Here is a 22948-nt window from a genome sequence, read left to right as displayed (position 1 = left end):
AGGGTGGGTTAGAGGAGGATTTTAAATGAGCTATGATTTGATGGCATTCGAGACGTCTAAAGCGCCGCAAGAGAGAGCAGCATTTATGGAGTGGTATGAGCAGCAAGTGCAGTGGTCGGAAGACCATGCCTATAATGATCCATCAGTTTTATCGGAGGCGTTGCAACGCTTTTATAGTGAGTTGTCTGAGCAATTTCCTAATATGAATGTAGAGGACGAGATTTTTGAGGCGATGGAGGAAGCCGGAACGGATAACCGGTTGACTGACTACTCACTTGGCTCATCCGTCATCTATGCGGCTTTCGCTTATTCTGTAGCTGAGGAAGCTTATACGGCGATGCGGGAGTTGGCTATAAAACACAAAGTAGGATTTTTTGATGTAAGCAGCAACGAAGGCGATATTATTTTTCCTTGAAGCAAAATGATTTAGAGTGTAGACAGCTGGTTGCTCTCCTAGTTGTTAATGAAGTAGTGGCAACCAGCATGTTTTCTATCTTCTTTACTCTACAACAGACGGAATAATACAATCCTTAATCAGAGGCCACCGGTCACGAGGCCGAAGTGTGAATTCTGAGGCGATGGCTACGACAAGTTTTTTTTCTGGAATGCAGCAAATGACATTACCACCATCACCTAACGCTGAGTAGGTGTAAACCCCGTCTTCTTCGCGTAGCCACCACAAGTAACCGTAATGATTAGGATTCATCGCTGTTGATTCCTCAATCCATGTCTCCGAAATGATCTGATTATTCTCCCATTGTCCATGGTTCAAATATAATAAACCAAAACGCGCCATATCGCGTGGAGACAACGTAAGTCCCCATCCTCCTGTGGTGATACGATTTGGGTCTTCCACCCACCCCTTCACATTAACCCCAAACAAATCATCGAACCCAAATGAGCTCATCTCATAATCCGGGATTTCATTCATTCCGATAGGTTTAAATAAACGTTCGTTGGCGAACTCACGGGCACTTTGTCCAGTGCTGCGCGTGATGATGGCAGAAAGCAGATGTGCTCCAGCGGTTGAATATTTGAAACCCCCAATTGTTCCTTGTTGGCCTAGCATATCCAGCGTATATTTTACCCAGTCAGGCTGCATACACATTTGCTCCAGCGGTTCGTGCCAATCTGCAAAAGCATAAGGTGCGGTCATCGTAAGGAGATGGCGTAAGGTGATTTCTTGTTTTTGCTGATCTTGAGCAGCGTTTGGAACATAGTCCGGGAAAAACTCCAGTACCTTTTGATCTGCATTGTTAATAAAGCCAGCCTCTATGGCAATGCCTATGAGCGCGGATATGATACTTTTTGTTACAGAGGCCACATGATGTGTATCATTCGGGCTAGCGCCATTATAATATTTTTCATAAGCAATAGTTCCATTTCTTACCACAACAATCCCGTTGATATTGCTATACTCGGATTTGATCCTTGATTCTAGCTCTGAAAGCATATTAGCATCCATTCCTAAGTTTACGGGGGCTGAGATTTGCCAATCTGAAGTTGGATAATTGTTTTTGAGCATGAAAGGTACTCCTTTATGAATTTTTTTTCTTTACTGGAAAATAGACCTCGGTAACCAGATCCTCAGGCACAGCAACCTGTGTCGGGTCCGTTAAGTAGATTTCATAAGGTGAGTTCACCCATTCATAACCTTCATTTTCTATCCATTCTCTCAGCTGAGCATAGACCGAGGTCAATTCTGAATAGGCGCCTTTAAGAACAGATCTCGCACAAAGAGCATCAGGCAAATCTCTTGTACCTTTTACACTCTCTTTTATAGGGAGGGCAAACTCTGTATCATTTCCGGCTGGATTATATTCAAGGCTGTGATATATCGTTATTGGCGTACCGAGCAAAGTGAGTTTTTCAGTGGCGATTTTTTCATATAGCCTGCTAAAATAATGTCCATAACCTAACGCATAGTCATCACTGCTCAACATCTGACGCGTAAAAAGAATATTCATAGGCTGAGTTTCAACAAGCTCTACTTTTATCTCATTCAGGTAAGACATCATGGGAATACCTTTCTCCAGATTTAAAACATCACTATTGATTTGTTGTAAGGTGTATTCATAAGCGCTTATTTTCTCCTGTATTTCTTTTTTCTTGAGATTAAGGGCTGAGTAGAGCTTCTCTTCTGAATGATTCTGTTCCCATTGTAAAATGTCTTTGATTTCTTCCAGCGAGAAACAATAACCTTTCAGACGATTGATAAAAAGCATTTTTTTAAGTTGTTTAATGGAGTAATACCTATAACCGTTCTCAGGGTTAATCTCATCAGGATGAATTAATCCGATCTCATCATAATATCGAAGCGTCTTCGTAGAAACTTCGCATATCTTCGAGAATTCTCCAATCGACAGCAAAAAGTCATCTCCTTTTTTCGTTTTAATTAAGCTTCCAAGCCAAAACATCGATGTTTGGTTCTAGCTCTACTTAACACCTTACCCTAAGGTCAAAGTCAACAGCAAAATAGTGAACCGATTCTAAGGTTACGACAATATATAGGTGAATGGCCATTCAGAAAGGAGTAGCCTACTTGGAAATTGAAGAGTTGAGTGACCTAATAAAATTACATGGCAAAGCAATTTACGCATTTTGTTTTACGCTTGCGGGGAATAGGGTGGATACGGACGATCTCTATCAGGAGACTTTTTTAAAAGCTATGGAAATGCGGCATAAAATGGACCTGAACCAAAATCCGAAAGCGTTCCTTATCTCGATTGCTATCTCATTACGCAAAAACAAACGCAGAAAATGGGCATGGCGGCAAAGAATTGCACCTACAGCAGATTATAATGAAGCGGTCGATCTGGCGTGTACTTCCGATGGAGAGGTTATGCCAGAGGATGCATTGCTGTCCCAGGAGCTTCGGCACATGATTCATGCTGCCGCAGACCGGCTGAATGAGAAACTGAAAATACCGCTCTATCTGTACTATACCGCAGAAATGACCGTTGATGAGATTGCTTCAGCGCTAAGGATTTCACCGGGCACAGTTAAAAGCAGACTTTTCCAAGCCCGCAAGGCGATGAAAAAGATTTTGGAGGTTGAATCCCAATGAATAACTCCGAAAAGTTGGATCAACTGCTAAAGCAAGCGCTAGCTTCTACAGCAGAGCCGACAGAGGAATTAAACGAAAGAATCATCCAACAGTTTAAGGAGACTAAACCAATGAAACCAGCCTATAAAAAAAGAGTTTCGATTGGACTAATGGTTGCTATATTCACGCTTGTAATGTCTTTAACGGCTTATGCAGCTACACAGCTATTTAGCCCCAAGCAGGTTGCTGAGCATCTGGGCCAGCTACTGCTGGCAAAAGCATTCGAAAGCAGGGATGCTGTTGAAATCAACCAATCGGTTATATCTGGTGATTATAACGTGACGTTGAATGGAATAGTCTCGGGGGAAGGTCTTTCAGAACTGAGTAAGTCTGATCAGAATATTAACCCAAACAGATCCTATGCCGTTGTATCCATCGCCAGAATAGACGGTGGCCCCATGCCTGCTACAAGTGAACCGGAGTATGGCCAGGATCCATTCTTTGTGTCACCGCTTATAAAGGGACTAAAACCATGGCAGGTTAATATCACAACAATGAATGGTGGCTATAGCGAGGCTGTTATAGATGGAATTATGTACCGGCTGATTGAATGTGATGGAGTGGAGATATTCGCTGACCGAGGGGTATATCTAGCTGTCAGTAATGGTAGTTCTTTTTTCAGCAAAGATGCGTTTGCTTATAATGAAAGTACAGGGGAAATTAGCGCTAATAACGATTACAAGGGAACCGCTATTCTATTTGAACTTCCGCTGGACCCAACCAAAGCTGACCCTGTCAAAGCTGAGAGCTATTTACAGGAGCTGTTGAAAGAACCCTCTGCCGCCAGCAAAATTGATTCAGCGGTTTCAATAGATGCAGCTGCCTCTATTGATGATGATGAGAAGGAACTAATTAAAAAAATAGAGGATATAAAGAAAAAAATCTCCACCGGCACGATTATTCCTGAATCTGTAAAGGAAGTGCGTGTTGATGAACAAGGGGCTTTCAATTATGAATACGATAACTGGAGTGTTAAGCTTTTTGTCCAAAATATGTTTGAGGAAGGGCAAATCGGTTACTCGGATTCCGTAAGCTTCAGTGCGGACGATAAAGAAACTAGGGCACTTCAATTTTCCAGAGATGAAAAGGGTGTAATCACGGGCAGGATTATTATTTTGAATTAGAGTATCATTCAGATAACTTTTCACAAGACTTATCTATATTCGTTTTATTTATCGTCCATGACCTTCAGATCAATTCTTTGATCGGTCAGTAAAGAATTTAACGAAGAATTTAAAGCAGGAGAGATTGTTGAATATCAAATCATAATAGAACAAAACGAAGTATCTATTCAAAAGATTAAGGCCAATAAGTAGCAGACTCAATGATTGCAATGAAAAAAGCAGGTGGACTAGCCACCTGCTTTACCGATCACCACACTTTAATATAATTTTTGCCCTTATTCAAAAGTGTAAGAGGTCCCAAAGTGCTTTTATTCTCTTTCTTTTTATCCAGAAAATCTGTATCCAGAATTATATTGCTGCCATCCGGATTCTCAAACTCGGCATCCACGATGCGCACCCGCGGCAAAGTTTCAGTTGAATGTACTTCACCTAAGAAGTTAACGAAGCTATCAGGCAGATCAATGGAAAGGAATCCCTCATCTCCTTGATCTACAATAAAGAAGTCTGGATCAAAGCTTTCTTCAACCAGCTTTACATTCTCTTTTTCGAAAGGCTCTGCACTGTTTAAGTAAGCGTTGTTATTAATGAACATAGGCTGTTCAACGAGTTCAAACTCCTCAAGATCACCGTGTAACTTATGGACATTCTCGATATACTCCGCCAAAGAGGTGGTGTAGTTATTGAAATGTGATGTTCCCACGCCTGTCCATCCGTCTTTTCCAACAATGATATTGTTATAGAACCGATCGTCCCCACCATAAATAAGTGAGAAACCGGCAATTTTTGTACTATGCGGAAGATGATATTGCGTGGACCGGTTTAGTACCTTTCGATGAACCATCCTGCCGCCGATCAGATTGTTGATATAGGCTCCACCTTGGGCTACATTCTCTAAAGCATGTTTAGCTGTCAAGATATTATGGTCAACAATGTAAGGGCCATGGCTTACTTCTATAAACAAATCCCGATGATTTTGATAGAACAGATTTTTGCTGATTCTTGTCCCTTGGGTCTGCCAATCCAGCCATAAACCTAAAGTACAATCGTGAATCCGGTTATGGTGGATGTGAGTATCGATCGGTGCGTGAAGCTTGATCCCGGCAATTTCGTGGCCCCAGAATTCCCGTTTTGTCGCAATGTTGTAAATATGGTTATGATGAATTTCGCTGAAAATACAACCTAAGTGGCCGACGATGGCATTTTGGCCGCAATCATAAATGGTATTATGGCGGATAAGATGTGAACCGATCGATTCTTTGCTCCAGCCCTGACGCTCAGCAGTAAAGACGGATTCAAGCTGATATTGATATCCGGGTTTGTCTTTTCGAAGGGTGCGGTAATTATGGCCTGTGGAAGCTTCTTTGCCGATACTGATAGCGCTGCATTTGGCATCGTGAATGATATTATTTTCAATAATCCAGCCTTTGCTCCAGTTAGTGCCCAGCAGTCCGGGCTGGTCTGCCGTTGGAGGTGCCCAAGGTGTTGCCGCATGCGCCATTTCAAAACCTGTTACAGTAATATAATCAATTCCGGTTTCTTCAGGGTAGAAACAAGATCTGCGTACATTGATTTCTACCAGTTCTTTGTTCGGGTTGGCACCTTGGAAATTAGCGTAAATCGTGGTGTGGTCAGGGCTTACTTCGGCAAACCAAACGTAGGTCGTCTGTTTTGGATTTTGGACCGGAACCATCTCTTGTGTCCAGAGATCCTTGAACTCCAGCTTTTCGACAGGAGCTGCCAGTTGATCATACTGACTGACCTCATAAAAAGACATGCCATTTAGATATACATCGCCTAAGTGTCTTGTCTCCTCTATAGTGACGAGCCAATCGCCAGACACTTCCTCAACATACGGATTAAAGCTGCCAAAAAACGTGTTCGGCAAGATCACTTTCCATATTTGGTTCTCAACCTGCTGCCAATCTTGTATATGCTCAGAGCCTTTTATGACAACCTGCTCGTCTTCAGCGGCTTGATAAATAATTCTTCTTTGTTCGCTTAATCCTTTGTATCTTGGTTTTACCCACTCACGATATATCCCTTCATGAACGATAACCTTATCCCCAGCCACAGCTACTGAAGCTGCTTTATTGATGGTTAAAAAGGGATTATGTTGAGTGCCTTGACCTTGATCTGAACCAGTTTTTGATACGTGATATTCCATTGTCCTATAACCTCCGCTTGGTTGACTTTATCCAATATTATAGGAAATAACGTTGTTAGTTCTATACTTTATATAGTACACTTTAAGACAAAATTAGTGTTTCCGTGAAGGAGAATCTACTTGTGGCCCTTTTTTGAAAAACATGGTGTCAGCGAAAAAGATTACTTTAAACTCATTCCATTGAAAAACTATCATTTTCCACTTCATTTTCATCGGGCATTTGAGATTATTTATGTCAACGACGGGCAGTTATCTATCTCCATTGATGGGAAAAGCTATCAGGTACAGAAAAATGATCTGGTTTTTATTTTTCCTAATCAGATGCATGAATTTGAGACGATTGATTTTTCGGAGATTATGGTAATCCTCTTCTCCACAGAATTGATAGGTGATTTTCACATGAATTATAAAAGCTTTATACCAAATGATAATGTTCTCCATGCTGTGAATGAACCTGATTGTACAAAGCTGGATTCGATTTATAGCCAGAAAAGTTTCCTGTATGGTGTATGTGCGCAGTTGATCTGTCAGACATCATTTGCTCCGGTCAAACAGTCCCCGCAAACAAAGGTGCTCTATAAAATCCTGCTTTTTGTAGAACAAAATTATTCTGCCGATTGCACATTAAAAGCTGTAGCAAAACATCTGCAATATGATTACCCGTATTTATCAAAGCTATTTGTCCAGCTGATGAAAATGCCCTTCACAGATTACTTGAATCACTATCGGATCTCACAAGCATGTTATATATTAAAAAACTCGAATCTGACTATTGGTGAAGTTGCCAACCTTTGCGGCTATAGTAACTTACGGTCATTTCATCGGAATTTCCAGAAAATCACCCATCAATCGCCGAAAGGGTATCGGGTTTCCAATCCGCCTGATAAGGAAATGAACTAGAAGACTTAAGGGGGGAAGGAAGAGGATAAAAAGAACTCCAAAACCACGAGTATAGTGGTCTTGGAGTTCTTTTTTTATTTTTGCATCATAATTCTGTAAATCAGCATGGCGGCTTCGGCACGTGTGGAATGGGCAGTTGGTGTAAGCTGCTGCTGAGAGTCTCCTTTAATGAGACCTGCTGATACCAGCGTTGCAATATCATTTGCCGCATAATTAGAAATTTGATTATGGTCAGTGTAGCTGTCTAATGCAGAGGGGGAGGAAGCGGTCGTATTCGATTCCCATACCTCAGCAGCCTTCAATGCCCTAGCTGCCATAACAAACATTTCTTGTCTGGAGATGGAGTCATGAGGGTGGTAAAGGCCGTCGGTTTGGCCCGTAACTACCCCTAATTTCTGAGCTGTCATAAGTCCCTCATAAAAATAATCGTTAGGTGACACATCAGCAAAGCTATTTCCTTCTGCTGCAGATAGACCTAAAGCTCTAACTAATAAAAGGGCGAAATCTGCACGTGTAACAGTCTGGTCGGGCCTAAACTCTGTTTCTGTTACACCATTAATGACACCTTTTGATGTTAGTACTTCTACAATAAACTTCGACCAATGAGAATCAGTTATGTCCCTGAACGTTTTGTGATTGTAAACGGCGGCGTATTGTCCAGAAGAATTTGTTGTTGAGAAAATAGCTTGCTTCTTATCTGAATCATAATTCCCGCCTACTACCGGTTGGATGACTCCGTGCTCATTGACGTTCCACACTACAATAAAGGCGTTGTTCAATGGAACTACAGCAGCTGGATAAGGAAGCCCAATTTGTATGGCCGAATTTAAACTCTCTAATTGAACTGTTGTACCATCTAAAAGTAACTCGTAATCAATAAGCAAACCTTCACCCAATTGCTTCTTTAAACTTCCTGTTGTATCGACAGGCTTGAGGAGCAAGGTAACCGTCTTCACATTGTCCAGTGTCTTCGCCGGGAATAGATTATCCGGAAGTACAAAGGTAGCTAGTGATGTATTGATCTCCAGCTGCAATGTGGATGCTCCAACAAGAAATGCTGCGGCAGGGAGAGTGACTTCAAATGAGCCAACATTTGACGATTGTTCCTCTGCGAGCTGAATTCTTAGGATTTTGTGGCCTGCGGAATTAGGTTTGGCTAAAGCCATAATCTTTTGTAAGGAAGATTCAGTCAATATTGCGCTAGCTTTTTCTCCATTCATAGTAGTAGGTATCTCAATCCTTACGCTACCGTCCAAATGGAGTATAGTAGTGGCCGAATCTCCAACCGATGTTCCGGAACTGCCTGCACTCACGGCAGCCGTCGGACTTGGAGAAGCGGTCGGACTCGGAGAAACAGTCGGACTCGGTGAGGCCGTCGGACTTGGAGAAGCCGTTGGGCTCGGAGAAACAGTCGGACTCGGAGAAGCCGTCGGACTTGGAGAAGCCGTCGGACTCGGAGAAGCCGTCGGACTTGGAGAAGCCGTTGGACTCGGAGAAGCCGTCGGACTTGGTTCCGGCCCATCCAAAGGAATGAACTTCAAGAAATCGCCCCAGATTATATTCCCGTCAGTATCCCGAGAGTAATTGACTACAGGATTTAAGCTGACAAAGTTAGAATCACTCAGTTCTAAACCTGATTTATTCGCCGATCGCGTACCGTCAAACATGAAATTATTGTCCGCAGCTAAAGAAGCTGGATATTGGTCTTTTGCAATGTTGGCAGTTCGGTAAGATAAGAAACCGTCAATCGTAAAGTCTGCAGTAATGTGATCATAAGTGGTGAAGCTTATATTACCACGCGTATTGTTAAATCCGATGTTGTTGATGGCGATCACACCTGGATTACTATTGCTTGTAAAACCATAAGCGCCATTACCAAAGGCGATGGAATCGCGGATGGTATGTGTGACATGAATGCCTTCGCCACCAAGCTTGAAGCCATTTTTATCACCGGCACCTACGGTTCCGTCTGTTAAGAACCCATTGTTGAAGGCGGCGCTGTGCTCAATCAGCACTGAACCTATTGCACCTGAGCCTGCTTTCGTATATAAGTCCCAGCCATCGTCGATATTGTTATGCGCCAGACAACCTCTAAAAATATTACCAACACCCGCAGTCAATTTTGCCGCAAAGCCATCGGCATTATTGTCAGATGGATCACGGTTGTCGAAGGAGGTACTGTTGAGAATTAAGTTGTAGGAAGGCCATTCATTGATTTCTATCGCGGTACCATCAGTTCGGCTGATTTGTAGACCAGTGTCACCATTCGCATAGAAACGGCTATTTTCAACGATGTTATAATTGCCTCCCACCGTAAAGCCCTTGGTATTCCCAGCTGAGCGAGTGAAATCAAGTCCTTTCACATGCCAATAGTTTCCGCTCAAGAGAACGCCTTCTGTTTTTTTGTCAAAATCAAAGATAGGTCTTGCTCCTGGTGCTGCTTCTATATACTTTTTGGCGGAGGCTTTGCCATCATTGTACTTTTTAATCTCAAGTGGTGATTTCCGCACATAACGACCCTCAAGCACAATAATATGCTGACCTGGTTTAACGAAATCAATCGCAGTATCGATATCAAGTGGGAGATTGATTGTTCCATCTCCGGAGCTTGATCCGGTGGGGGATACGTAGATCTCATCATCTTCGTTATAACTTTTTAGGGTGACGGTAAAGTTGCTGATGATCTTCTCATAAGAGGTCAAATACTGAGTATCATCTGGTAAAAAAGTAATGCTGAAGTTCGTATCTCCTTGATCAAGAAGTCTCGTGGGAATAGAAAGACGTTTACCAGCTATTGCCTCGATATCCTGAGCGATGATCGTAGAACCTTGCTTCAACGTCACCGTTCCGTTGACATTAGAGCGCACAATCATTTGGTAAGCTGGATCTGAGGTTTTACTTAGTGAAAGTATATTTAAGCTAGGTGTGACGGGAGTCGCAGGTGGTTCTATTTTAGGAGAATCTGTAGCTGCTGAAGTGACTGTTAATTGAATATTGCTTACATTAATTGTGGCTAAACGAGCAGCATAGAATCCGACATACATTTTTGAATCCTGTACGCTTAGAATGTCTGGTGTGAAATGAATAGCTTGCTGGCCATTATTGAGCTGTCCTGTAAAACCACTATTCGTCTTTGCTAAGGTTAAATGGTAAGGTGCTGCTGGAACAGTATTGGCAGGTGCAGGACGTTCTTTTTGAAGCATGATGGTTTGAATCCCTTTACTGCCAGTCCCATCCGTTTTTTCAACTCCCGTACGGACAAAAAGCTGTGTGCCCAGATCGCTTTTCGTCCCGCCGCTATAACCACCGATGGCAGCTATATTGGATGCAAAGACGCTAGAATTTCCTTGTGTGCCGATGACGTCACGTGCCATAATGCCAAAAGATTCTTGCCCGTCATATGGATTTTTTGCAAAAGCCAACACTTGGATATCCGCAGACAGCACGAAATTATCTTCCGCAGCATCTAGCTCGGTGTAATAGAAGGTAATGCCGTCATGATCTTCGGTGACTTTACCGCCGCCTTCCAAAGCGATCAGTTGGGCGGATCCATCCTCGTTGACAATCGTCTGATTGTTAGTAGCTGAAGTGGACTGACCGAATTGAATGCTTTTCCAAACGGGATCCATCTTTTCTTTTACTGTAACGGAATACGTAATGGGCATAATAGAAGAATCGGTAGGGAGTATGCCAATTTCATACACTCCAGCTGCCTGATTGTTGAACTTGGAAGTGTCGAGCGTATAGCTGTTTAGCTTCTCTCTATCTGAATTATCATACACTTTGGATACGAAGAGATCTTTGCTGTCAAAGTTTTCGTTAATAAAAAAGGTAGTTTTAGGATAGCTGGTGACTTCGATGCCAAGTAGTTTTTTAACGTTGACCTTAACTTGAAAAGAGGTTGTTAAGCCTTTATGCGTAATTGTGATTTTTTTATCCCCAGATGTCGTGGTGTCGAGAGGAGAGACCTTGTATTCATTGTTCAACAGCCGAATCTGTGTACCATCACTGTAATGAGCATAAACCACAAGTCCTTCTAGTTTGAGGGAGTCACCGATATAGTAGAGTGTTTGTTTAGGTTCATTTCGAATTTCTAAAGCGGATAACGTCGCTGCTTTTACTTCCACATTAAAGGTCGTTGTGATTGCCGGCGCCTCTGTTGTAGTAACGGATACCGCTGTGGAGCCTGATTGCGTAAATAGATACGGTAACAAATCACTGACCGGTTGTCCGTTAATGGAGAGGGAATAAAGATCACTGGTCAGCTCTTTGGTCAGGAAGCCGTCGTTATAATTGGCAACAAGAACAAGACCTTCTGGATCGAAGGTATCCCCTGGGTAATATACGGTTTTAGCTGGATAATACTTCACTGATAATGAGGTCATAGTTAATGGAACGATTTGCAAAGGAATGCTCACGAAAGCACCGTTGTAGTTAATGGTTATGATATTTTCTCCAACCTTGCTGCTATCAAAGCCTGTAACAATATAATCCGTAGAAGACAAAACTGCTTCACTCTCATCAGAAAAAATAGCCTTAACGACTAATCCAGTCAAATCAAGGGGTTCACCAACCAGATAAGTGGTTTTCGTCATTGCGCTCGTATCAGCGGTTATGCTGGTTACGATTTTGGATTCAAGCTGGATGTCTATGTCACTGAAAGTAACAGTTGCATCTCTAGCTACATAGATTCCGGCAAAAAGAGTATCAGTGAACGTATCGTCCAGAGTTATGATTTCGGTCTGATCACCCACACTTAATCGATAAGTATCTCCTGATTTTTTAATACTTAGCGAATATACAGCTCCTGCGGACGGGGCCTGGATATCGCTAAAAGGATTTAACTTCACTTGGGTGTCTTTTTTATAAAAACCTTTCATTACCTGATCCAAAGCACCCACCGCCGCGTAGTTAGAAGTGGTTGTGCTTGCATCTCCGTTTGTTCCAACACTGTCGCGGAGCATAAGACCGAAGGATTTCTGGTTAGGTGTGCTGACAGTGCTATTGCTATTAAAAGCAATCACTGAAGCGGTCGCTTTCAGTTCAAAGTTCGCATCCACAGGAATCTCTTTCGAATAAAAAGATAATCCCTCATCGCTGCTGGAGATTTTGCCGCCGTAAGTCGTTATCGTTACAGAGGTTGGACTTTCAATTATAGGTTCGGGGTTCTTAGCTGGACTAGTATTGCCTCCGAAGGCGCTGAAGCCCCAAGGTCCTAGCTCGATTTGGCCTTCTTGACTGAATTGAATGTTTCGGAACGTAACCGTAGTATTTCTAGCGGTATAAAGGCCCGCATATTGAATGGAGCCGTCAAAGCTTTCGATCGTTTTGGTTTCATTGCCGATGCGGACAATATACAGATTTCCGGTCTTTTTGATGCTTAATTCGTAATTCTCTCCTTGGGCAGGGCGATTAGCGTTATCAAACACGTACCCAAGTTTCTGTAGGCTTGTATTTTGCAATTTGTGAAACGCTTTCATTTCTTGATCCAAAGCACCCACGGCGACATAATCTCCAGAGTAGGCTCCGAATTGGTTATCCCACACATTGCCGCGCAGCATTATTCCGAAGGAAACTTGGTTATTGGCTGTCCAAGCATCCACGTGAGCCGTTGCCTTCAATTCAAAATTAACACTTGGATCAACTTCTTTAAAGTAATAAGCGATACCTTCCATGCTGCCCGATACTTTACCTCTATCGTTCGAGCTTCGCAGTGTTGCTGATCCATCCGTGTTCTCCGTAATGCCAAAGTTGGCCGCAGTAATCTTGTCTTGCCCCCCAACATCACCAAATACGCTGCCTTGCCATTCACTTTGAATGTTAATCATTCCTTCATAAGGATCAGGTGCTTCCTCTGCAAACATCGATAACGGAAAAGAGGAACACAAAAGCAGGAAGGTTACGAGCATGGCTAACAAACGTTGTTGTTTTCTCAATGATTAAAACCTCTCCTTATATGATCGATTTTGACCAAAGCTAAGCTTGATCATCCGAAATTATACGTTATCACTAAAGCGTACAGCTATAATCAATACGCCATATAACGCTGTTTATGCAGCAGGAGAGGGATAATCTGAGTTAATGACATCCGGTTTATGCCTTTGCTTCTGCTACTTACGTTGAGTTTTCGGAGTCTGTTGCTGGTGGTTAGTACGCTGGCGTGGTGGTTACGGGCGCCGAAATTGCCGGTAAGTATGCTCGCAATGGAGGTTCACAACCGTTTGAGCAAAAATTACGCCCGCGATTGGAGTTACGGACCATAGTGCAGCTATTTCGCCTAATTCGCTCATTTCCCCTGAGTTTCGGACTGCATAGCTCTTAATGAGCTGAAAAAGTGGATCAGAGGGGTGTTTTTGAGTAAATAGCTACAACTGAGTCCGATAGCGTGGCGAAAACGAGGAAATTCAGCAAATAAGGACTATACAGTCCGAACGTAGGGAGATCATTGGTGATAGACGTAGGCATTCTATAAAATGCGTAGTTTCTGAAAAAATCAAAGCCTTTACATGGGCTTGTGCTGTTGTTAAGTACTTTCCGCGTGGTGGTTGCGGACCGTAACGCAGCTATTTCAGCTAATTCGCTCATTTTCCCTGAGTTTCGGACTGCATAGCTCTTAATGAGCAGAAAAAGTGGATCTGAGGAGTGTTTTTGAGTAAATAACTGCAGCTGAGTCCGATAACGTGGCGAAAACGAAGATAATTGGCAAATAAGAGCTATACAGTCCGAACATAGGGAGTTCAGCTGGCGAGAGTGCATAATGGATGGCAAACAGATTAAAACTGGCTTACAAAGTGAACCAAATCATCTAAATATGGCTCAACAACAATATGTCGTGGAAAAAAGACAGCGGTCAAATATGTTCTTAATGGTGATGAGGCATTCTTTTTTGAGAGCATAGAGTGATCAGCATCAGGAATAAAGAAGACTGAAAGCAGATTTTCAGGAATTTTTTCACGGTAAACACGTTCGGTTTCCTCAACATCTACATTTATATCTTGCCCGCCAAGAACTAAATGGACAGGTGTAGTGAAGTTTTTTAAATCCCCGCTCGCATCTGACTGATAATTTTTAGCGAAAAAACCCCATTTTTCTTTGGAAATTAAATCGTCCGATTGTGCAATTCGCAAGTAACTTTCATACGACGCCTGTTCTTTAAGTAGCAGTAGGATTTGCGCGTTATAATCTTCTCTCTTTTTTATCTCCTGTTCTGAAAAACCTTCTAAAATCATCTCTTGTCTGGTATTGTATTGTCCTTGAGAAATCCATTGAATGGCGGGGGATACAAGAATACTGAAGGCGAGATCAGGCACTTTTTTAACAATCTTAGGAATCACCCAGCCCGCCTGACTTGCTCCCCACAAACCAATAGCTTGATCATCAATCATAGGTAAGGCTTTAGCCCAGTTAATCGCATATATAGTTTCTTGCGCTCTATCCTCCATGCTTTGCTCTAGCCAGTTCCCTGAAGAACCCCCAATACCCGGTTTGTTAAGAGATAAGGAAGCATATCCGGCAGAGGCGAGCTTTTCCCACAAAGGTTTATATGCATCATCGTAAGTATCATTAACTGGGCCATCCCCATGAACAAAAACTACCAGTCCGACGGTTCCAGAGTAACTTTCAGGCAGAACTAAGGTTCCTGTTAGTTGACCTTGAGGCGTATCTATTTCAATTTTTTGCTCAGTCATTGAAAAAGAATGTTGCTGTAGTACGAACAGGACCGCTGCAATCAACAACGAAATGGTAATCATCCAGACAGTTAGCTTATTTTTCTTTTTCATTCATTGATCCCCCAGATTTTAGCGATGTTTTTCTTATCATGTAATGCCAAACAGGCTCTTTAAAAAGTAAATGTCTTACCGCGCTATAGTCAGATTTATGGATCTCAAAGTTCAACTGCTGGTACATATTAATGGCTCGTTTATTCTTGTTAGCAACATGTAGCGTTAGCTTTTCAACCTCAGAATGACTGTTTACAAAATCCGCCGCCCAACCCAGCAACTCTTTGCCAATTCCCTTATTGCGGTGACTGGACCGAACAGCCAAATGAGCCACATAACACTCTTTTGCTCTAGGTTGATAATCCAAAAAATATAACCCAAGGATTAACTTACAAACATTTAAGTATCCAAATTTCTTGAATAGCTGCAAAAAGGGAGCCCGATTCAGTGGTTTAATTGATCCTTTTTTAAGGGAGAGCGTATCCTGCCATTTTAAGTAGATAGTGCCAACCACTTCTCCGTTTTCATAAGCGATTATTTGTTTGGATGATAAAGAAGTAGAATCTTGTTCCCAAAGTCTTATAAGCAGATCAGCAATTTCATTGTCCTCGAGAGAGAGAAGAGAGTGGAATTTCCCGTGAAATGCATCTACCAAAAGCCTGCTTACAGCCTCACGATCTTGTTCCTGGTAATGGGCGATGATAACCTCGTTTGTACTCATTTAGTGGTATCATCTAAGGCATGCTCGATTTGAATTTGAAGCTCATAATGAAGCTTGTCGTTGTTAAACATGGATAGGTACGATTTCTCCAAAATGATGATTGGTCCCAATACCATGTAGTGATGCCCATTTAAAAAGTGTTCCAGCTTGGCAATCTCATGATCTACATCCTGATCGTCTGTTACAAAAAATGCTTTATAGAGATAACACCCTTTTTCTAAAACAATGTCAGGGGCGGGAGTGGTTTCAATGGTTTCAAAGCATAAGGTTACTTGTTCAGAATCGTATACATAATGCAAATCTGTTTCAAATAAATGATGGTACTGCGGTTTTTTTTCATATAAACTTCGTGCAGTTATTGTTTCGTTATCCTCTAGCACCAACCACTTTTTCAGATAACGATTGTCCACATGTTTAATTTGATACTCCCCCTCCATGTTGCCATAATCTGCATGCTCTTTTAGTACCTTTTGTATAAATTGTTGCAGCATTATTAATTGGTTTATTTCTGAGTTGATTTTGTTTAACGATTTCTCTAACAGCAGTTGGTAGTTATTCGTTGCGGATTTACTAATACTTTGGTTAATGGTGCTGACAGGGATGTTTAATTTGCGGAGCAACAGGATATGTGCCAATTGATAGATCTCATCGATGCCGTACATCCGGTACTGATTATTGTCTATATAGGATGGAAACAGGATTTCTTTTTCTTCAAAATATCGAATCTGGTGGATAGATACATTCATAAGTTTTGATAGTTCGCCAATTGTAAGGTACGGATTCAAGGGCGGTGCTCCTAACTGTAAGTTATTTGATGAAATAACTATAAACCTTAGGTCAGACCTAAGGTCAAGTGTTGATTAAAATACGGACTAAGCAGAGCACTTTTTTTCTGAATAATGATTAGTAATAGTAATAGATGGTAATGAAAAAGACTTAGATTTTGGAAGGACAATGCGGGGGTGCAACGGATTAGATTCAGGATCATTTTTTTGTATGAGCCTTGCTGGTATGACCCTAGAGTTGCCATTACGGACCGTAATGCAGCTATTTTAGCTGATTCGCTCATTTTCCGTGAGTTTCGGACTGCATAGCTCTTAATGAGCTGAAGAATTGGGTCAGAGCAGTGTTTTTGAGTAAATAGCTGCAACTGAGTCCGATAGCGTGGCGAAAACGAAGATAATTGGGAAATAAGAGCTATACGGTCCGAACGTAACTTTGTTAATCAAACCAAAATAATCAAAACAAACTAATCAAATCATCACATTCTAAGCTGATAGGTTCGATTGCGTTCTTTTCCACCGACGATCTCTAGTAGCTGCTGTTCAACTAACTCATGTAAAACACGTCGGGCATGGCGATTAGTGACTCTAAGATGATGGGTGAGTTCAACAGGTGTGAAAGGACGCAGAAGACGTCTTGCGAAACGAAGTGTTTCAGCTTCTAACCAAGTTAATGAAGAGGGCGCGTCTGAAGCCATGAATTTGCCGATGAATGCGAGTACTAGTTGTTGACATAGCTGAGGCTCGTCCGTGATTGAGGGATAGGCGATGGATAGGAAGGTCCAACCGTCTAGCGATAATAAGGAATGGCGTCTACATAAATCTTTGAATCGTCGTACATCAAGATCTCTAGCATGCGGACCGTAGCCTTGAATCTCAATTCCGCCCTTTGCTCCACCTGGCATATAGGCCAGATCAAGATAACGATAACCATTGTTGAAATCGCGCACTTCCCATTCGGGGAACAAGTAGTTGAAGTTTCCTACAGCAGGAAACCATACGGCACGCAGAAATTCGACTGTTCCATAGCCCAACCCTTTTGCAAGAAGCTCCTGTCTGCGGGGATTGTTCTCCTTATCCAAGTTGATCTGTAACCATTCCTCTAGTTGCTGTTCGAATCTGGACATTTTGTATATCCTCCTTAAGTAATTTTTTGAAAAAAGAAAAAGCCGCTCCCATACAATTCCTCCTGAGCTAAACCCAGGATAGAGATTGTATAAAAGCGGCGTGTTCTTCACGACCTATAGTTGCTATTATAATGAGTGCTGGGGATTTCTTCAATGAGTTACTGTGTATAAAGATGACGAATTCTAATAGATTTTAGATGAAGGAAGCTAGCATGGTGAACGAGCTAAATTTGCTGAAGTTAATAGTTACTCTAAAAGCGGATTCCTCCCCCGCGCGGCCGCATGGCTTTTCTAGGACGAGCATTATGTGCTTACTGATCCGCAAAAATGGATTACGTGCTCTGCGCAATATCATTATTCATTTTCGAACGTTGCGGACCGTATTGCAGCTATTCGTACATTTTCGCTCGTATTCCAAAAGTTACGGACTGCATAGCTCTTATTAGCTGCATATCGACTCAAAATGGGGTAGTTATGAGCGAATAGTTGCAACTGAGTCCGATAGCGTGTCAAAACCCTCGTTTTTCAACAAATAAGGTCTCCTGAGTCCGCATGCGCGCGGCGTAAGCATTCAGAGTTCCCAACGACATCAGAATTGCCTATCTAGTCCAAGATGTCAGATATCATTGTGTTCATGTCTTCCATGTCACCAAAGTCATGTAACTCCGGGATGAACGGACCGTATTGCAGCTATTCGTACATTTTCGCTCGTATTCCAAAAGTTACGGACTGCATAGCTCTTATTAGCCGCAAATCGACTCAAAATGGGGTAGTTATGAGCATATAGTTGCAACTGAGTCCGATAGCGTGTCAAAACCCTCGGTTTTCAACAAATAAGGTCTTCTGAGTCCGCATGCGTGCGGCGTAAGCATTCAGAGCCGCAAGAATTCTCAGACCCTCTTTTCATACAAGTCCCGCTTTTTCCGAAAAAAATCCTAATAAAGGTCCGTTACTTTGTCGAATTGTGAAGGAAATTAGAAAATTTTATAGAATTATCTATGTTCATCTAAACTTTTTACTCTACATCACGTGTTGCAGGATGGCCCTGGTGATTGCTGCAGCTTTACTCTTCCATAAAAGGGGCCGATACGATGCTCAAAAGGACATTACTTATCTATCTGATTGGTTTAATTTTATTATCTGCGATTCCTCTATCCATTCTTATGGGTCACGATAAACAAGGAAGTCACCTGCAAGTGCAGCATGGAGTCATGGATCTCGCGGCTTGGGATTATGAACAGGATAAGATTATCAAGTTAGACGGTGAATGGGAGTTTTATTGGAGCCAGCTATTAACTTCTGAGCATTTTAGGGCGGGTAGCGCAGATATACCTGATTCTACAGCTTGGATGGAGGTGCCCTCCCGGTGGAACGGCAACATCGTTAATGGAAGCCCTTTACCCGCCTTCGGTTCCGCCACCTATCGGATGGTTCTAAAAAACCTGCCTGTAAGTGGGGTATTCGCCTTGAAAAAAACAAATATCCGCTTTTCAAGCAGGATTTTTGTTAATGGACAGTCAGTTATTGAGGATGGTAATCCTGCTGCTAATGAAGCTGATTATCGGTCAGGGAATATCCCGCTGATTGGGCTTTTTTCGTCTGATAAGGGAGATGTAGAAATCATAATTCAAGTCTCCAACTTCGATTATGTGAATGGGGGCATTCCGGTTTCTTTATCCTTTGGTGAGGAAGCAGCAATGATGGAGGTTCAGCAGAAGAGTACGGCCCGTGAATTTAGCACCGTTGCTATTTTAGGCACACTTGCCCTTATCTTTTTTATCTGCTTTGGGGCAGCGTCCTTATACCGTAAGCAGGATTACTCTTTACTTGTGTTTGCAACTATTTGTTTGCTGTTTGCGATATATCATGGATTGATCGGCGAGCGTTCACTCTTACTCTTTTTCCCTAAACTTTCGTTCATAGTGCTCTACAAAGTAAAGGATATAAGCTCCATCTCCTGCTTTATTGTGCTCGCAATATTTTTTTACCAAATGCACAAAAGCATAATATCTTTAAAATTTACTCAAGCCATAACGATTGTTTTAGGCAGCTTTATAATTCTGGTCGCCATCCTGCCGATTCGTTCTTACACGGTCATTTATCCGTATGTGATTATTTTATATGAGCTGATGTTAATTTGGATGTTATGTAGAGTGGCCACCCTGTATATCAGAAGCGCAGAAGTAAATAGAATCAAATTGCTGCTGATGTTTATGGCGATTCTAGCTATTAATCTATATTCCATAGACATTATTTTGTTTGCTCTTTCTATAAAAGAGAACCTTTGGCTCGGGCAGTTTTACATTGTGGCTTTTAATATCATCATGATCGTGCTGATTGTTCTACGTTTTTTTGAAGCCTACCATACCATAGACGAGATGAAAAACCAGCTGATCGGGCTGGATAAAATTAAAGATGAATTCCTTTCCAACACCTCACATGAACTAAAAACACCTCTAAATGCCATAGTGAACATTACAGCTACGCTGCTGGATGGGGTTGAGGGTCCAGTTAATGAAAAACAAGCGCAGAATCTAGCGATCGTCATAGGGAGCGGCAGAAGATTAACACATATGGTAAATGAACTACTTGATTATTCCAAAATGAAGTATGGAGACATCACATTATACAAAAGCAACCTGGATTTGAAAGCCGTTGTTGATTCCGTCATTGGTATTCATTCTTTTTTGCTCGGAGAAAAGTCGATCCTGCTCGTTAACAGAGTCGCTTCGAATTTCCCTATGGTGAATGCAGATGGCAATCGTCTGATTCAAATTTTCCACAACTTGGTTGATAATGCGATTAAATTTACGGAACAGGGTGAAATAGAGATTAGTGCCAGAGTTATTCAGGAGTGGGTGGAAGTACGTGTGGCAGACACAGGTTTGGGTATCTCACCGGATATGCAGGAGCGTATTTTCAAAGCTTTTGAGCAGGTGGATGAGGCGGAGATCCATAGTCATGGTGGAACAGGGCTCGGATTAAGTATTACTAAGAAGCTAGTAGAACTGCATGGTGGGAACATAGCTGTGGAATCTACAGTGGAAAAAGGTTCGGTGTTTATTTTTACACTTCCACGGTGGGATAAAGCGGTTAAGCCAATCTCGAGGCCAACCCTTAAGGCGGCACATTCTTATAAAGAATTAAGTTTCTCCCATGGTAGTTATCCCCTTTATATCAAAGGCGAGATCAATGAGCCCATTTTAGTAGTGGACGATGATTTTGCCAATCTGCAATCTATGATCAATCTGTTTAAGCTAGAGAAATATTCTATTGTGGTTGTCAATCGCGGGCAGATGGCACTTGAGGAGCTAGCGAAAAACACAGACTTTTTTCTGGTGGTACTGGATATTACCATGCCGGACATTTCGGGTTACGAGGTTCTGCAAAAGATTAGAGAGAGATTTACTCCTTTTGAACTGCCTGTGTTAATGCTGACGGCCAAGAACAGGGTGAGCGATATGAAGATGTCCATGGATAACGGTGCAAATGACTATGTGGGAAAACCTTTTGAAGCTGAAGAGCTAATGGCACGTGTTAAAAGTCTGACCCGATTGAGAGCTTCCGTGAAGACTGCCAAAGACGCCGAAATTGCTTTTTTACGATCCCAGATCAAACCTCATTTCTTATACAATGCTCTGAATTCAATTGCTGAACTATGTGTGGAGGAACCTGAGAAGGCCGAAGAGTTGACACTGCAGCTGTCACAGTATTTGCGAAGCAGCTTTGATTTCAAACAACTGGATTCACTAACGAGTCTGGAGAATGAGCTTGAGCTGGTAGAGGCTTATATCAATATTGAAAAAGCACGCTTCGGTGCCAGATTAAATGTGGAATATGATGTGAGAGTGAATACGGATTACCGGATTCCTCCGCTGATTCTACAGCCTTTGGTCGAAAATGCAATAAGGCATGGCCTAATGTCCAATTTGCGGGGTGGCACGGTAATTATATCTGTAAAAGAATTAGAGAATTCTGTGATTAGCTTTATTGTGGAGGATAATGGATCTGGAATGAGTGAGCATAAATTGAAAAAAGTAATGCAGTCAGATGTAGATAAAAGAGGGGTGGGGCTGTGGAATATCAGTCAGCGCATCAAGCTATTATATGGAAAAAATATTCATATTCAAAGTGCTGAAGGATTAGGCACAACGGTATCTTTTGAAATTCCAATACAGCAGCTTAAGCGGATGGGAGGTTGAGGCATGCTGCGAGCGATTATTGTAGATGATGAGGAGTTATCGGTAAAACGCCTGAAGCGGATCTTATCGCAGAGCGGAGAGATTGATGTCTATGAGACGTTTTTGAATCCTGCGGAAGCCTATGCTTTTGCGAAGGCCAATCCGATAGATGTAGCTTTTTTAGATATTTCTATGCCTGAGACGAATGGGATGAAGTTTTCTAGCCTTTTGCATGAATTGGATGAATCGATAGATGTGGTTTTTGTAACCGGATTTGATGAGTATGCGCTGCAGGCTTTTGACCTGAGTGCAGTGGATTATCTTTTGAAGCCTGTAACTGCGGAGCGGTTGTCTAAGACGTTAGAGAAACTCAAAAAAATAAATCGAAATACAACGGCTGAGCCTACGTTAGAAGTTTTTTTATTTAATGGTTTAAAAGTGTACCGCAGAACGCAGAACAGAGAGCTAATCAAGCTGAGAAGTCCAAAAACAGAAGAATTATTTGCTTTTCTGGTTAGTAAAGGGACGGTTAGCCGGGAGGAAATTATCGACACGTTGTGGAGCGGATTGGAGCCTGAAAAAGCATGGAAGAATCTGAACTCGACGCTGTATTATATTCGAAAAGCAATCGGCGCCAATTATATAAAAGCTAGCAGGAATGAAATTCATGTAGTAGAAAGCAGCATTTATTGTGATCTGTATGAATTTGAGCGATTGTTAAAGCAAATCAGGCAAACCTCTGAAAGACATGTTGAATGGATGATTCAAGCAGAAGTTTTATACACAGGAGCATTACTCAAAGGAAAAGCCTATGAATGGGCCAGTGGCAGGACGCGCAGACTCGAGCATGAATATATAGGATTGCTGGAGCTGGCTGCAAGATTTCATTTGGAGCAGAATCAGCAGCAGCAAGCACTGCATTATTTTGGAGAAATATTAAAATTAGATTCCTTGCGAGAGGACATCTATCATGAAATCATCAACTTATTAATTGAATTAGGGCGAATGAATGAAGCACAGCGGAAATTTGGTCAATTGGAAGAGATGCTGCAGCAAGAGCTTGGAACAACACCCGATCCTAAACTTAAAGCGTTAATGAAACAGAAGTTATTGTAATGGAAG

General features: G+C 42.0%; 14 protein-coding genes. 6 read left to right on the top strand and 8 right to left on the bottom strand.

The genetic code is table 11. The features are described from left to right. The first annotated feature begins 25 nt into the window (after window positions 1-25). On the top strand, window positions 26-415 hold the full coding sequence (locus NST40_RS18520; RefSeq protein WP_076133856.1) for a hypothetical protein: 390 nt from the start codon (window positions 26-28) through the stop codon (window positions 413-415). 84 nt (window positions 416-499) lie between these two features. On the opposite strand, the gene NST40_RS18515 is transcribed toward NST40_RS18520, so the two are convergent. Together NST40_RS18515 and NST40_RS18510 are read right to left on the bottom strand one after the other, a co-directional pair. Further along, window positions 500-1525: a serine hydrolase gene (locus tag NST40_RS18515; protein ID WP_342409878.1), complete on the bottom strand. Its 1026-nt coding sequence runs from the start codon at window positions 1523-1525 to the stop codon at window positions 500-502. Window positions 1526-1538: 13 nt separating this feature from the next. Then, window positions 1539-2369: a MerR family transcriptional regulator gene (locus tag NST40_RS18510; RefSeq protein WP_076218685.1), complete on the bottom strand. Its 831-nt coding sequence runs from the start codon at window positions 2367-2369 to the stop codon at window positions 1539-1541. 173 nt (window positions 2370-2542) lie between these two features. On the opposite strand from NST40_RS18510, the gene NST40_RS18505 reads away from it, so the two are divergent. Together NST40_RS18505 and NST40_RS18500 are read left to right on the top strand one after the other, a co-directional pair. Further along, complete coding sequence (locus NST40_RS18505; RefSeq protein ID WP_081398195.1) at window positions 2543-3067, top strand: sigma-70 family RNA polymerase sigma factor; 525 nt, start codon at window positions 2543-2545, stop codon at window positions 3065-3067. Next, window positions 3064-4230 (top strand): hypothetical protein, encoded by a 1167-nt coding sequence (locus NST40_RS18500; protein ID WP_342409877.1) that lies wholly within the window; start codon window positions 3064-3066, stop codon window positions 4228-4230. The genes NST40_RS18505 and NST40_RS18500 overlap by 4 nt, the downstream gene beginning before the upstream one ends. Window positions 4231-4477: 247 nt before the next feature. Here the strand turns inward: NST40_RS18500 and NST40_RS18495 are convergent, their stop codons facing one another. Continuing rightward, on the bottom strand, window positions 4478-6394 hold the full coding sequence (locus NST40_RS18495; protein ID WP_076277750.1) for a right-handed parallel beta-helix repeat-containing protein: 1917 nt from the start codon (window positions 6392-6394) through the stop codon (window positions 4478-4480). A 120-nt stretch (window positions 6395-6514) separates the two neighbouring features. Between NST40_RS18495 and NST40_RS18490 the strand changes: the two genes are divergently transcribed. Next, window positions 6515-7294, top strand: coding sequence for a helix-turn-helix domain-containing protein (locus tag NST40_RS18490; RefSeq protein ID WP_076218689.1), 780 nt, complete (start codon window positions 6515-6517; stop codon window positions 7292-7294). A gap of 74 nt (window positions 7295-7368) precedes the next feature. Here the strand turns inward: NST40_RS18490 and NST40_RS18485 are convergent, their stop codons facing one another. The 5 genes from NST40_RS18485 to NST40_RS18465 form a co-directional block, all read right to left on the bottom strand. After that, window positions 7369-13230: a bacterial Ig-like domain-containing protein gene (locus NST40_RS18485; RefSeq protein ID WP_342409876.1), complete on the bottom strand. Its 5862-nt coding sequence runs from the start codon at window positions 13228-13230 to the stop codon at window positions 7369-7371. An 837-nt stretch (window positions 13231-14067) separates the two neighbouring features. Further along, window positions 14068-15075: an alpha/beta hydrolase gene (locus NST40_RS18480; protein ID WP_342409875.1), complete on the bottom strand. Its 1008-nt coding sequence runs from the start codon at window positions 15073-15075 to the stop codon at window positions 14068-14070. Next, on the bottom strand, window positions 15059-15736 hold the full coding sequence (locus NST40_RS18475; RefSeq protein ID WP_342409874.1) for an N-acetyltransferase: 678 nt from the start codon (window positions 15734-15736) through the stop codon (window positions 15059-15061). The genes NST40_RS18480 and NST40_RS18475 overlap by 17 nt, the downstream gene beginning before the upstream one ends. Next, on the bottom strand, window positions 15733-16521 hold the full coding sequence (locus NST40_RS18470) for a MerR family transcriptional regulator (protein WP_076277746.1): 789 nt from the start codon (window positions 16519-16521) through the stop codon (window positions 15733-15735). The genes NST40_RS18475 and NST40_RS18470 overlap by 4 nt, the downstream gene beginning before the upstream one ends. A 476-nt stretch (window positions 16522-16997) precedes the next feature. Then, complete coding sequence (locus tag NST40_RS18465) at window positions 16998-17645, bottom strand: transcriptional regulator (protein WP_076219940.1); 648 nt, start codon at window positions 17643-17645, stop codon at window positions 16998-17000. A gap of 1091 nt (window positions 17646-18736) precedes the next feature. Between NST40_RS18465 and NST40_RS18460 the strand changes: the two genes are divergently transcribed. Beyond that, window positions 18737-21847: an ATP-binding protein gene (locus NST40_RS18460; protein ID WP_143761970.1), complete on the top strand. Its 3111-nt coding sequence runs from the start codon at window positions 18737-18739 to the stop codon at window positions 21845-21847. Between the two features lie 3 nt (window positions 21848-21850). Beyond that, window positions 21851-22942: a response regulator gene (locus NST40_RS18455; RefSeq protein WP_076219943.1), complete on the top strand. Its 1092-nt coding sequence runs from the start codon at window positions 21851-21853 to the stop codon at window positions 22940-22942. Window positions 22943-22948 lie beyond the last annotated feature (6 nt).

Origin of the sequence: Paenibacillus sp. FSL R10-2778 (assembly GCF_038593035.1) — a bacterium.
Classification (GTDB): Bacteria; Bacillota; Bacilli; order Paenibacillales; family Paenibacillaceae; genus Paenibacillus_AQ; species Paenibacillus_AQ odorifer.
Note: the sequence above shows the minus strand (reverse complement) of the source record. Positions and strands in the feature narration are given on the sequence as shown.